The organism is Mycobacterium sp. KBS0706, from assembly GCF_005938675.2.
In the GTDB taxonomy this organism is placed as follows: Bacteria; Pseudomonadota; Alphaproteobacteria; order DSM-16000; family Inquilinaceae; genus Inquilinus.
The window spans coordinates 1-15,556 of record NZ_VCCH02000132.1 but is presented as its reverse complement, the minus strand read 5'-3'; the positions used below and the strand labels follow the sequence as shown (position 1 = coordinate 15,556).

The 15,556-nt window shown below is 63.9% G+C and carries 12 protein-coding genes and 1 pseudogene; 9 read left to right on the top strand and 4 right to left on the bottom strand.

Translation table 11 applies throughout. From position 1 onward, the window contains the following. Together FFK22_RS43465 and FFK22_RS37615 are read left to right on the top strand one after the other, a co-directional pair. A partial coding sequence (locus tag FFK22_RS43465; protein ID WP_186002882.1) for a hypothetical protein occupies positions 1 to 462 on the top strand: 462 nt, incomplete at its 5' end. Positions 463 to 505: 43 nt separating this feature from the next. Further along, a pseudogene (locus FFK22_RS37615) lies at positions 506 to 699 on the top strand (Tn3 family transposase); the annotation flags it as partial. Positions 700 to 767: 68 nt separating this feature from the next. On the opposite strand, the gene FFK22_RS37610 reads toward FFK22_RS37615, so the two are convergent. Both FFK22_RS37610 and FFK22_RS37605 read right to left on the bottom strand, forming a co-directional pair. Next, positions 768 to 2,939 carry a LamG-like jellyroll fold domain-containing protein gene (locus tag FFK22_RS37610; RefSeq protein WP_138892974.1) on the bottom strand — a complete coding sequence of 724 codons (2,172 nt, stop codon included), beginning with the start codon at positions 2,937 to 2,939 and terminating at the stop codon, positions 768 to 770. Positions 2,940 to 3,658: 719 nt separating this feature from the next. Further along, entirely contained in the window at positions 3,659 to 4,564 is a 906-nt protein-coding gene (locus FFK22_RS37605) for a recombinase family protein (RefSeq protein ID WP_138892975.1), read from the bottom strand. 303 nt (positions 4,565 to 4,867) lie between these two features. Between FFK22_RS37605 and FFK22_RS37600 the strand changes: the two genes are divergently transcribed. Beyond that, positions 4,868 to 6,088, top strand: coding sequence for a hypothetical protein (locus FFK22_RS37600; protein ID WP_138892976.1), 1,221 nt, complete (start codon positions 4,868 to 4,870; stop codon positions 6,086 to 6,088). Positions 6,089 to 6,355: 267 nt separating this feature from the next. Here FFK22_RS37600 and FFK22_RS37595 read toward each other — a convergent pair whose 3' ends face one another. After that, entirely contained in the window at positions 6,356 to 6,784 is a 429-nt protein-coding gene (locus FFK22_RS37595) for a hypothetical protein (RefSeq protein ID WP_138892977.1), read from the bottom strand. A gap of 256 nt (positions 6,785 to 7,040) precedes the next feature. Continuing rightward, positions 7,041 to 7,466: a hypothetical protein gene (locus FFK22_RS37590; protein ID WP_138892978.1), complete on the bottom strand. Its 426-nt coding sequence runs from the start codon at positions 7,464 to 7,466 to the stop codon at positions 7,041 to 7,043. 673 nt (positions 7,467 to 8,139) lie between these two features. Between FFK22_RS37590 and FFK22_RS37585 the strand changes: the two genes are divergently transcribed. The 6 genes from FFK22_RS37585 (at position 8,140) to FFK22_RS37560 (ending at position 15,550) form a co-directional block, all read left to right on the top strand. Beyond that, positions 8,140 to 8,859, top strand: a complete 720-nt coding sequence (locus tag FFK22_RS37585) for a hypothetical protein (protein ID WP_138892979.1) — start codon at positions 8,140 to 8,142, stop codon at positions 8,857 to 8,859. Between the two features lie 1,494 nt (positions 8,860 to 10,353). Next, a complete protein-coding gene (repA, locus tag FFK22_RS37580) occupies positions 10,354 to 11,589 on the top strand; it encodes a plasmid partitioning protein RepA (RefSeq protein ID WP_138892980.1) in 1,236 nt (411 codons plus the stop codon). Beyond that, positions 11,586 to 12,731 carry a plasmid partitioning protein RepB gene (gene repB / locus FFK22_RS37575; RefSeq protein WP_186002881.1) on the top strand — a complete coding sequence of 382 codons (1,146 nt, stop codon included), beginning with the start codon at positions 11,586 to 11,588 and terminating at the stop codon, positions 12,729 to 12,731. The genes repA and repB overlap by 4 nt, the downstream gene beginning before the upstream one ends. A gap of 179 nt (positions 12,732 to 12,910) precedes the next feature. Next, positions 12,911 to 14,338 carry a helix-turn-helix domain-containing protein gene (locus tag FFK22_RS37570; protein WP_138892982.1) on the top strand — a complete coding sequence of 476 codons (1,428 nt, stop codon included), beginning with the start codon at positions 12,911 to 12,913 and terminating at the stop codon, positions 14,336 to 14,338. 96 nt (positions 14,339 to 14,434) lie between these two features. Next, complete coding sequence (locus tag FFK22_RS37565) at positions 14,435 to 14,863, top strand: hypothetical protein (protein ID WP_138892983.1); 429 nt, start codon at positions 14,435 to 14,437, stop codon at positions 14,861 to 14,863. A gap of 285 nt (positions 14,864 to 15,148) precedes the next feature. Further along, positions 15,149 to 15,550 (top strand): ParB/Srx family N-terminal domain-containing protein, encoded by a 402-nt coding sequence (locus tag FFK22_RS37560; protein ID WP_138892984.1) that lies wholly within the window; start codon positions 15,149 to 15,151, stop codon positions 15,548 to 15,550. Positions 15,551 to 15,556: the final 6 nt, after the last annotated feature.

Sequence of the window (15,556 nt, the reverse complement as noted above, 5' to 3'; positions counted from 1 at the left end):
CTGAGCGAATTCATAGAGCGTGTCCGTCGGTCAAGCCCGGAGAATGCGGCGATCGCCGAGGGTGAACTGCGGCGCAACGATTACGCCGCCATCTATGACGGCATCGTCCAGCCCTATGGTCTCGCCGGCAATGATGCAGCGAACGCGCTTGCCGCATACATGATCCTCGGCTGGATGATCGTTCATGGCGGGCAGGAACCCCCGCCCGGAGCAGTTGGCGGTGCGCGCGCTCAGGCCGCGGCCGCTCTCTCCGACCCTCGTCTCGCTTCGCCCGACACACGCGCCAGGCTGGGCGAGGAGTTCAAGATCTTGTTCGTGGTGGTCCATGCCGGGTGGCTGTCGGCACAACGAGAGGGCTCGCTCGACCGCTACGCCAATGGCTTGGCTGAGATATTCAGCAAGCAGGACGGCCTCGACTTGCGGCGGATGGGCCTGGGACGTGCGGGGTTCCAGTCCAGCTGAACGCGCGCCATCGTCCGGCGTAAACCATTCAGCGACGAGGCCACGACATCGATCCGGTGACCTGGTCGTCGCTTCCATCATCTTGTGGAACACGGTCTACATCGAGCGCGCCATCCAGCTCATGCGTGCCCCGGGGGCGAAGACATTCCGGACGACCTGCTGCCCTATCTGGCACCACTCGGCTGGCAGCACATCAACCTCACCAGCGACTACATCTGGACCGATCCGTCGCAGCCCACCCCGAGGCGGAGCGCGAGGGCGCTCCGCTCGCACGTCCAGGGACGCGTGGCTGCACCAGCAGCGAATCACTTGGCCAGCGCGGCCACCTCCGTCGCGCTCAACGCGCCTGCATGGACCCGCAAGCCCTGGACGCGGCCATCGAAGGACGGATGCTGCCAGTTGCGTCCCAGGAAGGCCACCTGATCGCCGACCTGGCGCGGCGACAGGACGATGTCGTCGGCATTGGCCACTTCCTTGCCGTCGAGATACAGCCGCCCGGTGGTGCCCTTGAGCGTCACCGCGACATGGACCCACCGGCGAACTGGCATGTCGCCGGGGGCTTGCATGATCTGGGCGTCGTTGTGGCTGGCACCGAAGATCACGAAACGCATGCCGCCGCCGGTCTTAGGCACGATCGACATGCTGGAGAAGCCGTCCTGCCCGACGAAGAACAGCGCAGTGTCCCAGTTCAGCGAATTCGCATAAGCCCACAGGCAGACGGTGAAGTCATCCAGGCCGCTGAAGATGCCAGCCGGCAGTTGCAGACCCGCCTTCTTGCCATCGAAGACGACGGCCTTGTCCTTGAGGCGGCCTTCGCCCCACGTCGCGCCGTCCAGCAGTTGGCCGTCGGCGAGCGTCCAGCCACCGGCGGGCGTCAGCAGTATGCCCATCGTGCCCGTGCCGTTCTGACCATTGAGCGGCATCAGCAGTCGCGCCTCGCCTGGCACCGCGACCCGCACGACATTCGAGCCGGCACTGGCACCACCCAACGCGGTGACCTGGTAGTACCAGACTCCCGCGGGCGGCGCATCGGTGTGCGTCAGCAGTTGGCTGGCCGGCACGGTCGTCAGGTGCATGAAGGGGCCATTGGCATTGGCGCTGCGTTTGACCGCATAGGAGACGGCGCCAACGCTGCCCCACCAGGAGAGCACCGGACGGCCATTGCGCAAGGGTGCCGCGAGCCCGGACGGCGGCTTCATCGGGCCGGCATAGGGCGCGCGGCGCTGCGTCAATGTCGGAAACACCATGTCATCGCCATTGCCGGACCAATAGTTCGGCTCGACTTGCTTCACGATGCGCGCGACGTTGGGCGCGGCCAGCCCCATGCGGTTGACGTAATGGTTGTAGATCGGTTCCCAGGCATTGCGCCCATGCCGGAAGGACTGGTTCACCTCCGTCCACTTCGACGGGTGGGGCTGCGAGGGATTGTGTTCCGGCGCGAAAGGCATCGGGTAGGTGCGGCCGTGCTCGTCCAGCAGGTTCGAGCGGGCCACGTACTCGGCCGCTGCCAGGAAGCGGTTGTTGTACAGGCCGTAGAGGTCGTCCCCCTGGTTCCAGGCCATCTCCAGCAGATCGCCGCCCAGGGACATGCCCAGCGTCGAATGCCCTTGGTCGCGGCCGCTTTCTTCCCACTGTCCGAGGTAGCCCGGGTGCATGAAGTAGACGCCATGCACGATCGAGCCGTTGCCGAAGTTCCGCAGCTTGCCGCGGTTGTTGCCCGCGTAGACGTCGCAGGCCTGCCGGTAGAGATCGGGCTTGTCGCAGAACACGCCCATGGCCAGGGCGCCGCACAGCGAGGCGAGTTCCCAGTTGGCATGGGAGCCCAGGCGTCCCTCGCTCAGGAACTGCGACGAAATCGGGGCGAAGATCGTGGAGAGCATCTGCTGGAAGCGCGCCAGGTTCGCGCGCGGCCAGCCGCGGTAGCCACGCAGAATCTCACCCACCTGGGCCCACTGGTGGCCCTGAATGCCGGCCAGCAGAATGAAGGTGTGGTCGTCATGGGCCGTCGATCCCGGGCGCACGGTGCCGATCACCTTCAGCTTGCCGGACCAGGCGTCCAGCGTTTCCACCGCCTTGTTGGCATACTGCGGGTTGTCCGACAGCCTCCAGCGCAGGGCCAGGCACCAGGCGCGCTGGATGTCCCGGTACATCGCGTACTTGCTGTTGTCGGCCCGATAGACCTCGGCCTGGGGATTCGGCTCGATATCCAGGGCGGTGGCGCGGTCGGCGCAGAGCTTGTTCCACCAGTCCGTCCACGGCTGCTGGCCGGCCGCGATGTGGTCGCGGATGCGCTTGAAATCCGCGTCGGTGATCAGCAGCCCGGGATGGCGGAAGACGCCGCTCACCGAGGCCGGCACGGCCGCGGTCTGTGCCAACGTCGGACCGCTCGTCAGCAGGGGCATGGCGGGCAATGCGCCAAGGCCCGCGACGAGCGCTCGCCGGGAAAGTTGAGGAGAGGGTTCGAGGGGTGTCGTCATGACTCGTCCTTGTGACACTCGGGGTTCTGGCGCCGAGCGGGTTGCGTCGTCGCCGAGCCGCGTTTGTACGGAAGCGGGGGCACCAAGTCATGACGGTCCTCTGCTTCATGCGCAGTGCGTCCTTCCAGATGGCATCGAAGCACGTCGGATCGTTCCAGTGCGGGTACCAGAAGGCAAAAGGCACGGCCTCTCGCTGCGCCTCATGACCGCTCGGGTCGCGTGCGGCCATGTCCGCTCTCGGGAGCCCGGAGCGATGGCCGCTATTCACCCTGCCGACATCAGGAATCACGCCGCAGCAGCCTCTACCCGGCCGCCTGCCGCTCAACCGGTTGCCCGCCACCGCCATTGAGGTCGCGAAGAAGCACGCGCGGTCTTTCGGATCGAGTTCCGTTAAACGGACCTTTCCGGGACCGAGCAGGTTCTCAATCTGTTCGCGGATTCCGGACGCCTACGACCTGTTCTTGAAGCGCCCCCTATAAGCCGCAATCCGTCACCGGCCACTTCCCCAGGTGGCCCAGCGATGCCGAGGTGGTCCAGGCATTCATCGTTGCGGGTCTGGAGGTGGAGCGCGTCATCGGCGTGGCGCCCGTGAAAGCGCCGCCTAAGAGCGATTGCTCCGACTGACCGGACCGGCAGGGGCGCCCTTCTCGTGCATGGGTAGAGATTGGCTCCCCTCGGCTTCCAACCCCCACTGGAGACGCTCGGCTGCCAGGTGCCGATCAGTTCGTCAGAAGAGCCTCGGCCGAGATCACATGGCTAAGCCGCTGCGCTCGCCTCAGCTGGCTTCGCACAGACGAGGCTGACCATCGTTCACCCCCCCGCGGAGGCTTCACCCGCATCGCGACGAGCTGGGCACCGATGGCTCTGAGCGACAGCGTCGGGTTGGCCTGGGCGATACCCGATATCAGGATGGCCGCGTGCTCTGCTTTCGTGCGCCTCGGCGCGCGGTCGAGTAGCGCCTTGTCGGCAAATCCCTCACGGACAAAGCGCTTCACGGCTCTCACCAACCGGTCGGTGGTCCAGGCACCCGATCGTGCGCGCGCGTTCAGGACGCGAACCACCGTCGACCAGCAGTGATCCGGCCGAAGTTGTCGGACGACAGGCAGCCATGCGGGAGCGGACAGATTGAGTTCGGCGAAATACTTCTGGTCGCGAATGGCAGCGGCGCGGCGGATCGCCGTCGGCTCCCGAGCGCGGAGAGCGGGATTGCCGCCGACACGGCCTCTGGCCTTGGCTGCCCGCAAGCCTGCTCTCGTTCGCTCCCGGATCAGCGCCCTCTCGAGTTCGGCGGCGGCACCAAGAACTTGCATGGCAAACTTGCCCTGCGGATTCGACGTATCGATCGGATCATGCAGCGAACGGAAGTGTGCTCCCCTGCCCTCTAGGTCCTCGATCACCTGGAGAAGATGCGAGAGCGAGCGCGCCAACCGGTCGATGCGCACGACCACCAGCACGTCCCCTCGGCCGACCCGATGCAGCAACTTCGCCAATTCGGGACGAGAGCGGTTCGCCCCGGACGCCTTCTCTTCAAAGATCTCGGTGCATCCAGCGGCACCCAGCTCGTCCTTTTGGGAATCAGTGGTCTGGTCCTCGGTCGAGACCCGGGCATAGCCGACAAGCGCCATTCAGCGTCCCCTCCACTGGCCGATCGGGCACATCGTACATAATCATGTGTGACCAGGAAACGGTCGTTTGGGGACCATTCATACATTGTACACGACCTCAAAAGAAGCTTCTCGAGCGCCACCAAACGGCACCCGATCGCCGCATATCGAGGCCGCTCCTGGCGTAACGGGCCGCTGAAGCGATCTGTGACGCGTCGCTGCAGCCAACTCTGAAAACTGACAGGATGGTGCACATATAGGCTGGAGCGACGGCTCCCGCCGTTCTAAAGTTATGGCCCGGGATAGCTTCCGCCTGGAGCCGTCATGACCGCCATCCTCGGCCCCGACCACTACCTGCTGATCGAGCGCCTGGCCTTCGATCTCGGCCGCCTCGACCGCGAGCTGCGTGGCCACCCGCTGGCCGAGGCCTGGGATCTCCGCGCCATGGTGCTGGCGGGCGCCGCCGCCGCCGAGGACAGCGGGCTGACCCTCGACCGCGGCCGGCTCTTCGCCGCCGCCGCGGAGCTGCCGATCGCCGTCTACCGCAACGATCACGGCATCCCGGCGGCTCTGCGCCACGTCCAGCTGCAGGGCGCCTGGTTCGCGGCCGCGGCCGAGTGCGGCCACGACCTCGAGCGGCTGCTCGATACCGGGCCGGCGGCCGAGGCCATGGGGCCGTGGACCGAGCGGCATTTTGGCTGGTCGACCGCCGATCTGACCGACTGCATCGCAGCCCTTGGCCGGTCCGAGGCCGGGCTCGCCGGCCTGCTGCGCGCCTCCTGGGATTGGGTCGCCGCCGCCGGCGACCCGATGGCGCTGACCATCGCCTTTCCCATCGCCGCCTGGGCGCAGCGCTTCAGCGCTCGCCCCCTCCCCGGCCTGTTTCCGCGCGGCCGTGCCGTCCGGGCACCAGCGCGCTGGATGCAGCTGGCGCTGACCGACCTGATCGGCCAGGTCGGAGACATGACCCGTAGGCTGCAGGAGCTGGAGCGGGCCCGGCTTGGGCTGCGGCAGGCGATCGCCGGCCTGCGCGCCTCGTCCCGGCTGCCGGCCATCGCCGAGCTGGCGCTGACCCGCCCGGCGATCTCGTCGCCGACGGTGGTGCGCCACCTGACCCGCCTCGCCCGCCGCGGCGGGCCGCTCGGCCGGACCACGCCGGCGGCGATCGAGGCCCGCGCCAAGAAGGAAGCGGTGTCGGCCGCTGGCGCCGGACAGATGCTGCGCCAGCTCGCCGCCACGGGGTGGCTGGTCGAGCTGACCGGCAGCCGCAGCCACCGCGCCTATGTCGCGCGCGATCTCGCCGATCTCGGCATCGCCATGGTGCCGGCGCGGCTGCGGCCGCCGCCGGGGCACGTCGCCGAGGAGGAGCCGGCGGTGATCCCTCCCCTGCCCTCCCCTGGCGAGCGCAAGGCGCCGTTGGAGGTGGACTATACGGCGGTGTTTTCGGATCTGAGGATGGTGGAGTGCCGGATCGAGGCGCTGCTTAGCGAAATGGGCCTGCATCGCCAAGGCGCGCGTGCGAATGGGGTAGTTACGGGATCCTGAGCAATGTTGTTGTCCGATCTGAGGTCGGTGCAAGACCTATGCGCAGGCGTCCGACATTTGAGAATGAAAGAGCAACACGACTGGTCAGGTGGACGCCCGGAATTCGGTTGTGGGTTTGTGTACAGGCCGGAAGGGTCCCCGGGACGGGGGGCCTCGCTGCGCCAGTCGTAGGTGCCGAGGTCAATGCGCTCCCAGGTCCGCGGCGAAACATGACGCAGGATCTCATCCAGTAGGTCGTGGCCCTCAGGGCCAAACTGATCGACCGCCCTAGTCAACGTAGGGATCTCTGAATATGCTGAAGTCATCCACCTCAGGGCGAGCTACGAGAAGGTACTTACCAGTTCCATCGAGAACAACTTTCACCGTTTGTCCATCCCCGACTGGAACCTGAAGCCGAAAAGCGCCATCGCCAGGTTCCGAATAGGCGAAGACCAAGGTCTTCTGGACATCAGGCGCCAAATCATCCCAATTGGTCGAGGAGTCAATATCCGAGATCAAAATCCTGCCGTCTGCGGTCCATTGGATGTACTTTTGCTTGTCGATGCTGGAGATCGTGCAGAAGTGAGTAAAGGGATAGTCGAAGCTTACCCCAAATTGCTCCGTGGTCCAGGCAGCCAATAACAACGTCTGGTATGGCGTATTAACCTCGCTAGTCCAAGCCATATTATTCATGCCCGACGTGATGTAACCATTCATGTATGGCATTCTTTTTTATCCTCGACAGGGGTTGCATTGACATGGCGACACGCTGTTCGTTCGTTCGGCCGCTATGACAGACAGTAGACGGCAGTGGTTGACGCGGGAGCGATCAACATGTCGATCCACATTGAATTCATTCGGTCTTTTAACTTGCTTCATCCATCGCTGGGTTCGCTCGTATGCGGGTTGCGTAACCGACCGAATCACAAATTGCTGGTATCCTGCAATTTATCGATGGGCCTGCCGCTTACGCCTAGGGTCTTATAAATAGGCTGAAGTCGTCCTGATCGGGGCCAGTAAAGAGATAATTGGGATCACCGCTTTGGACCGTTACACTGTTTCCGTTCGCTAGCCCTACTTGGAGCCTGAACCATCCATCGTAGGGTTCCGAATAGGCAAAAGCCAAGGTCTTCTGAATATCGGTAGATATATCATCCCAATTGGTCGAGGAGCTAATATCTGAGATCACAATCCAGCCATCAGCGGTCCATTGAACGTATCGTTGCTGATTGACGCTTCGGACGGTGCAAAAGTAGGTATATGGCCAGGCCATGTTTATCGCGAATTGCTCCGCCTGACCGCCATAACCGAGCTGTAATGAATTGGCCGGCGACAACAGCGTGCTTGTCCAGTAGGAGCCATCAACGACAGATGTGATAGGACCGACGATTTCCGGCATTCGGTTCACCCTTGATAACGGTTGCGTTCACCTTGTGGCATACTTTGACCGGTTCGACAGAGAGAGGACGTCAGCTGCGGCCGCCGAGACGACCGAAAAATCCGTCCGGGCGTTGAGGTTGCTCGGGACAATCTACTGGTTTCATCCATCGCTGGACTGGCTGGTATTCGGCTTACGGAACCGGCGCGAGTGCGCTGATGCAACGCACTCGCCTAATGCGAGCATGCGTATCGGGGTTTCGGCGTCACAGCTGTCCTCTTTTGCAGCTTGACGGTCGGACCATTTCGCACCCGACGTCGGCGGTGCAAAGGTCGTCCCGGCCGGCGACGTCCGCCGGCATCGAGCTGCCGACATCAGACTCCGTGCGATTATTCGTCAGCCGTAGCTTGTAGCTTGCCAGTAAATTTCCCGTGCCACAGCGTGGAGTACCTTCGGCAGCCGCGCGTCGTGCGCGCGTACCCCCAACGACCGCCCTGGAACGCGGCGCCGAGCGGCATCGATGACTGGAGCCACCAGGATTTGCCGTCTCCCGGCTCCTTCCGAGCCCTGCGCAGGCCCAAATCCGGACCGGAGAGCCGAGCGGCCGCCTATCTGGTGTCCGCCCGGTTGCCATCACCGTTCCCAGATGTTGGACGCCTACGCGCTACTCTTGTAGTGACCCCGAGTACACGCGTTGGCCTGCCGCCCCCTGCCCGGCCCGTTCCCACGGCCGCGGCCGCCGCGACCGGCGTCGCGCTGGCTGCGCCGGGCGCTGGAGGACCTGGTCGCCCGGGTCGCGGCGGCGACCCGGCTGCTGCACGGGCCCGAGCGGGCCCGCCACGGGCTGCTCGACGCGGTCGCCGGCGCCCGCGCCTCCTCCCGCCTGCCGGCGGTCGCCGAACTGGTCCTGACCGCGCCGGCGATCGCCGCCCCGACCGTGGTCCGCCACGTGACCCGCCTGGGCCGCCGCGGCGGCCCGTTGGGGCGGGCGACGCCGGCGGTGATCGAGGCGCGGAAGACGGCGGTGTCGCGGGCCAGCGCCGGCGAGATGCTGCGCCAGATCGCCGCCTCCGGCTGGCTGGTCGAGCTGACCGGCAGCCGGACCCATCGCGCCTATGTGCCGCGCGATCTGGCCGAGCTCGGCATCGACGTGCAGCCGACGCGGCTGCGGCCTCGGCCCGGGAGGGACGTCGAGGAGGAGAGGTCCGAGATCCCTCCCCTGCCCTCGCCGTCTGAGCGCAAGGCGCCACTGGAGGTGGATTTCAGCGGGGTGTTGTCGGATCTCAGGATGGTGGAGAGCCGAATCGACGCGCTTTTGGCGGAGCGGGGGCTCGCGCCGCGGCGAGCGTCGGCGGCGGGTGGAAGGCTTGGGAGTTTACAGGAGAACGAGGAACCGAGTGTGGCCGAGTCTTAAAATGCGCGACTGTAGTGTAAAATAGCGCGACCCGTGTTGGGATGCGGGGCAAGACACTACCGCATGGTTCTTGATGTCGCGACTTGTCGATGCGCCGGTACTTTCAGGCCGACTCGGAGAGCCATCCGTTCGAGATGTGAGGCACCGTCACCCGCTCGCCGTCCGGTGGTCGGACCGGGGCAATGTTATTCGCTAGTTGGGTCGCACGCGGGTGCCTTTGTGATGATGAGAGGATTGGCTTGGGCGTATCGCGCCTGAGCGGGGCAACCCTGAGGGGCTTTGAACCGATGCCATTGGCAGCTGCCAATTTCGTCGGACCGTCCTTCCGAACCGATGACCTCCCGCCCTTGCCCGCGCCGGATGCCCTGCCGATTGGCAGCTGCCAATCGGCAAAGGAAAGAGCTCCAGACCGTCCGACCCGACACCCTCAGTCGGGAGAATTGGCAGCTGCCAATTTCGCCGAGACGACCGTCCGAACCTATGGGCTCGCGCCGTAGCCAACGCCGAACGCATTGCCGATTGGCAGCTGCCAATCGGCCGAGGGAGCCTCCATGCGTCCGACTTGATACGGCGGGGCCGGCGCCCAGATGCTGCCCCAATCTGGCGAATTGGCAGCTGCCAATTCGTGGGACAGACCTTCCAAACCATTGATTCCGTGCCGTTGCCTACGCCGAATGGTTTGCCAGTTGGCAGCCGCCATTCGGCAAACTGAAGCTCCATGCAATCCGCCTCGTTAGTCTAGGACAGGCGGCCAGATGATGCCGTCAGTCGGGCGAACTGGCCGCTGCCAAAATCGACGACGGACACGGCTGTGGCGAGTCAGATCTTGTGAGCAGCAACCGAGGAGCGTTTGCAATCTTGTCGACCCTTCGTGGTCCAAGGGCAGCTTCCCACACAGCGGACCTGAGACACGGATCGGAGGCGACAAACTTCGTCGGTCGGTACAGTCGGGCAAGCTTTGGCAGCTGTCAAATTCGGCTGGGCCAGGTCCCCGATAGTCGACCGGCCCGACCGACCGCATCTTCGGTGGGGCGGGGCAAACCGCGCCTCCGCAGCCGGTCGGGGTCGATCGGGCTTGCATCGTCAGCGAATCAGGCCGGTTTCGTGCAGCTTGCCGGGCCGTCTGAACCACTCTCTCGCAGATTGTTGCTCTCATAAAGCCGACATCGCTGGCCTGCTTGAAGTGAGTGGGGCGATTGGCTCGCTAGGACTAGATCTTCTACGGAGAGCCGACATAGGCACTATGGCTGGGGTAGTGCGTGAGCAGAAGATGCGCACAATTTAACAATTGGACAATGTGCAAATCGGCATCAGCGATTCGCAACGAAGAACGCAGGAGCGGCCAAACCCCGCCACACGCCGCGTGGTCAAAGCTGATTGGTATCAATCGGTTAGGAGCTCTATATAAAGCGGTGTGAAAAAGCGTTGACACCTGTCGGCGACACAGCATTACCTTGTCACGGCTAGATGCGCTTTTTGGCGGGAATGCCGTGAATGTCACCCAACAGCGATAATCCCCTGGTCACTGAGGATGACGGCATTCCCGTGGAGACGGACCCGGTTCACCGAGCGCTGCTAGGTGACGCAGAGGCGTTGAGCGAACACCTTCGTCTGCTCCGCCTCAAGTTCTTTCCCCCGTCGTCACTGAAACAGCTTCGCAAGTTCACAACGACCGAGGCGGCACGCCTGATCGGAGTGAGTGACTCCTATATCCGGAAACTACGACTGGGGGAGGGCCTGGAGCCAGACAAGGGTACGGGCGGCAAGCTCCTGTACACCCTGGCTCAGATCAACAACATCAGGCAGACCCTATCTGAAGGCCGCGACCGGAGCTTCTTTCCTCGGAGGCAAGCCGGCGAACATCTTCAGGTCCTCACAGTCGCGAACTTCAAGGGCGGAAGCGGAAAGACCACAACCGCGGCCCACCTAGCGCAGTATCTGAGCCTCAAGGGATACAGGGTTCTTGCAGTGGACCTCGATCCTCAGGGGAGTCTGTCGGCGTTGTTTGGATATCAGCCCGAACTCGACGTGGCTGAGAATCAGACGCTCTATGCAGCGATCCGATACGACGAAGAGCGGCGTCCGCTACGTGACGTGATCCGGCCAACCTACTTCGAGGGTCTGGACTTCGTCCCGGCGGCACTCGAACTTCAAGAATTCGAACACGCAACTCCGATGCATATGACCCCGCAGTCGGGTGTGGCGGTGGAGGATCTCTTTTTCGCCCGGGTCAGTACGGCCCTGGAGACGGTCCAAGCTGACTACGACGTCGTCGTCATGGATTGTCCGCCCCAGCTGGGGTTCCTGACGCTTTCAGCGCTGTGTGCGGCATCAGGACTCGTCGTGACGGTTCACCCGCAGATGCTCGACGTCTCGAGCATGGCGCAATTCCTGTACATGACCTCAGATCTTCTGCGTGTTGTTCATGGCCGCGGAGCAGATCTTCATTACGATTTCCTGCGCTATCTGGTCACTCGGTTTGAGCCCCATGATGGACCGCAGACCCAAGTCGTTGCGCTGATGCGGAATTTGTTCGGCGAGCGCGTGCTCACGAACGCGATGCTGAAATCGACGGCGGTCAGCGATGCGGGCTTGAGCAAAGAAACTCTCTATGAGGTCGCCCGCGAGAAATTTGTCCGCCAGACCTACGACAGGGCGATTGAGTCACTCGATCTGGTCAATGCCGAGATCGAAGGCCTGATGCACCGAGCATGGGGACGGAAGCGATGATCCGCAAACGTGGCGTCGATCTGTCATTAGACTCCACACCGGCGGACGAAGCCTCGGAACGCTCCCAGGAGGGTGGAACGGTCGACCCGGGCATTCCGCCATCGGCAGCGGCGGGCGGAGCGCGGCGTCGCGGTCTGGATCTCACTCAAGTGCCGGCCGACCCTGGTGAGGTGAACACGTCACGCTCTCGAGCAACTTCCAGTGTCGTTCGGAGCTTCGGCTTGGCGCTAGACGGCATTCGGAGCGACGCTGACGAGGCTCGGAAGATCCGAGAGCACCTCGACCGCGGCGATGCTGTCGTTGAATTGGATCCCGGGCTCCTCGATCCATCCTTCATCGTCGATCGAATGGCGATCGAGGACGACGCGGATTTCTTGGCTCTGGTCGAGAGCATTCGAGAGCATGGCCAGGAAGTCCCAATCCTCGTCCGTCCTGCGCCGGGCGCGCAGGGCCGGTACCAGGTCGCCTATGGGCATCGCAGGTGGCGTGCAGCTGGTCGGCTGAAGATACCGGTTCGCGCCGTCATCAAAGCCCTGGACGACCACCAGCTCATCATCGCACAGGGCAAGGAGAACCTTCAGCGCAAGGATCTTTCCTATATCGAGCGGGCCCTATTTGCCGGCGAGCTCGATCGCAGGCAGTACCCCCGGACTCTCATCACCGCTGCATTGTCGACCCCTTCGTCGGAGATCTCTCGGTACCTGACGATTACAAAAGCTGTGCCGGACCATCTCATTCGTGCGATCGGACCGGCGCCGGCGACCGGACGCAACCGATGGGCAGCATTGGCAGAGGCGCTGTCCGGTCCAGATGCGGAAGCGGCCGTGACGGACGCTCTCGCCAATCCGGCCTTTGCGCGTTCGTCGAGTGACGATCGGTTCCTGTTCGTCTTGTCCGCATTGACGCAGCGCAATCGATCTCCTCGGCCGGAATCCACTGTCTGGAAGGATCCGATCGGTCGGCCTGCGGTTCGCATCGACATCAATTCGCGCACCACAAGGCTTACGGTCGACGAGGCCCTGGCGCCTCAGTTCGGGCAGTTCATTCGTCAAAAGCTGTCGAAACTCTATGAAGAGTTTCAGTCAGCACAGCGGAAGCCGAAAGCTGAGAGGGGAGGGGTCGTGAACACGCCAGCCAAATAGAAGAGGGGCCTGCCGACGCCAATCGGCAAGCCCCTCTGAAACCAGACCCGCTGAGGGCCTTAGGTTCCTACTCGCAATTCGAATCTAGGGCGCGAGCTCGTCCGAATCAAGCGTCCGAATCGTGACGCCACGGATAGGCATGCCTGGCGGGCAGCTTCAACACCTTGTTCGGAGCCTTTATGCCTGCCCCATCATCGGTGGCCGATGCTGTCGCATATCCGCGATCCCGGCCCACAGCCCAAAACAAACTGGCGCTGATCGACGCGGCTTGGGTGTGCCATCACCTGCCCGAGCTCGCCCATCTCACCCAGGCCGACAAGGCCGTTCTCTGCGGCCTCATCCGGCACATCGACCAAGCCGCACTCGATGCCGGCAAGACCACCGTGTTTCCATCCAACCTCTGCCTGTCCCTCGACACCGGCTACACCGAGCGTCAGGTGACGCGCTCGATCAAGCGCCTCGAGGCGACCGGCCTTATTCGCCGCTTTCTGCGGCCGCGCTGGCGTACCTCCCACACCGACCTGACCGGCTTTTGCGGCCTCGCCGCGGCTGCCCTCGATGCCCACGTCGAGGAGAAGGATCGACGCCTGCACCTGCTCCGGCGCGGCGGCCCCGTCCGTCTCGTGGAATTGGACACAGAGTCCGCTTGCCCCGACACAGAGTCCTCTCCAACAGAAACAGACATTGAACCAGCTATATCTGTTCAACAGAGTGACGCTGCGCGCGACCAATCGCTTAGGCGGCCGGCCACGCCGGCCACGACCGACGGACAGTGCAGCGCCACCACCCACCTCCCCGCCAACGGCACGTCCGCAAATTGCTCCCCAGGGGGAGCAGGCTTCTCCGCCCGCGCCCGATTGGACACATCCACCCCGGCGGAAAGGGTGCGCGCCGACCTTCTCACAGCCTGGGAAGCGTCGCCGACCCTCCGCCGGATAGTCGACCTCGAGCAGCTGCGCACTACGCCCTTCGAGGCTTTGGCCCCGATGGTCGAAAGGGATTACCTCTCTGCCGTAACCGGCCAGCGGAATCCCCAGCGCATCTGGTCCTGGGCCGTGAATCGCCACGGCCTGGCCATAGCCATCCTGGGCTGGATCATCGCCTGCGACACCCCGCGCTCGGCCGACCGACCGGAACGCAACCCCGGCGGATGGTTCACTCGCTTCGCCACTTCCGATCGGCCCTGGGATCTCTCCCGAAACCTCCGACAGCTCGCGAAAGCTCCACGGCCGCATGATGCTGCATCGACTGTGCACCTTCCGGACAACGACGAGACCACGTCGGAACCTTCGATTCCTGCTCGGCAACCAACAATCACCGATGATGAGGCGGTGAAGATCCTCGTGGCTTACCGGGCCGCTTGGATCCATGCTGCCACAGCCCGGATCGGCCACCGGCGCGCCGAAGCGGCCTGGAAGTCGTGGCTCGACGAGGCCGCGGTAACTGGAGTTGACGACGAACGCCTGGAGATCCGGGTCAAGACCCGGTTCGCGTGCGACCAAGTTTTCAAGGACTACGGAGATGTCTGCAGGATTGCCGCCGAAGCCCTCGGCTTCGCTGGTGCAGATTTCCACGCCGAGCCGCGTCCGCGCCAAAGCGATGGCTAACTTTGTAGTACGCTGGTCATGAAATGCGCAGTTGCCTTCGTGCCGGAATGTATAAAGGGGATTCGCACGATTCATCGTTTGTTCTAGAATCGCGCCATGCCGATCCGTCCGCAGCACCGCCCCCTGTATCCGCTCGACTGGCCCGTCATCTCGGAGGCCATCAGGTTCGGGCGTGCCAAGGGACGTTGTGAAAGCTGCCGCCGGCGCCACGGTGACGAGATCCGCCAGTTGCCCGACGGCCGCTGGTACGACACCGAGACGGGCGTCTGGCGTGATGACCAGGGGTGCGCCGCGTCTGACCCATCGTTGCTGGAGATGATTGCCGTCGTCCTCAAGCATGTGGTCCTTGCCGCCTGCCATGTGAACCATGACCGAAGCAACTGTTCGGACAACAATTTGGCGGGATGGTGCGGCCGCTGCCATCTCCGACATGACCGCCCCGAGCATCTCCGGCAGCGACGCCTGACCTATCTCCGCCGACGAGCCCTGGGCGATCTCTTCGACGGACCATATCCGATACTTTAATTCGCTACTGGCCGGTTTGCGGGGCGAGGCCTCCGGCACGGGCTCTACTGCGCTGCGCGCTACCTGGCGCCAAGCTCCGCCGAGCTGCCCGTGGCGTCTCGTCCAATGCGAGTGACGACCCACAGCGGCGCCGCCGCCTCTTTCACAGCAGCTTTTACAGTTCGGGCCAATGGCGGCCGCAACTGTTCCCGTTCCGCCGCTGAATAGAGGGAGAGGAGGGCAGGGGAGGGGCGACGGGTTGAGGATCGAGAGAGTGGCTCTCGGCGCCCGTCGGGAGTGCCCTCGATGGCCAAGGCCCAGAAGAAGCTCGTCCTCGCCCAACCCCGCATCATCCCGCTCGACAAGCTAGAGCGGAGCAAGGCGAATGTCCGCAAGGTCAAGAAGGGCCTGACGCTCAAGGCCCTGGCCGACGACATCGACGATCGCGGCCTCCTTGAGAACCTCGGCGCGCGGCCGATCTTCGACGAGGCCGGCAACGAGACCGATCGCTTTCATGTTACCTATGGCGGGCGTCGCCTCGAGGCCCTGCTCCTGTTGGTCCAGCGCAAGCGCCTGGCGAAGGACGCGCCGATCCCGTGCATGGTCCGCACTGAGGGCTTCGCCGAAGAGGATTCGCTGCAGGAAAACGAGCTGCGCCTCGGCCTGTTAGGTTCTGTCTCAGAACTGTCCTTTGAGGGGCGTGCCTGACGCCGT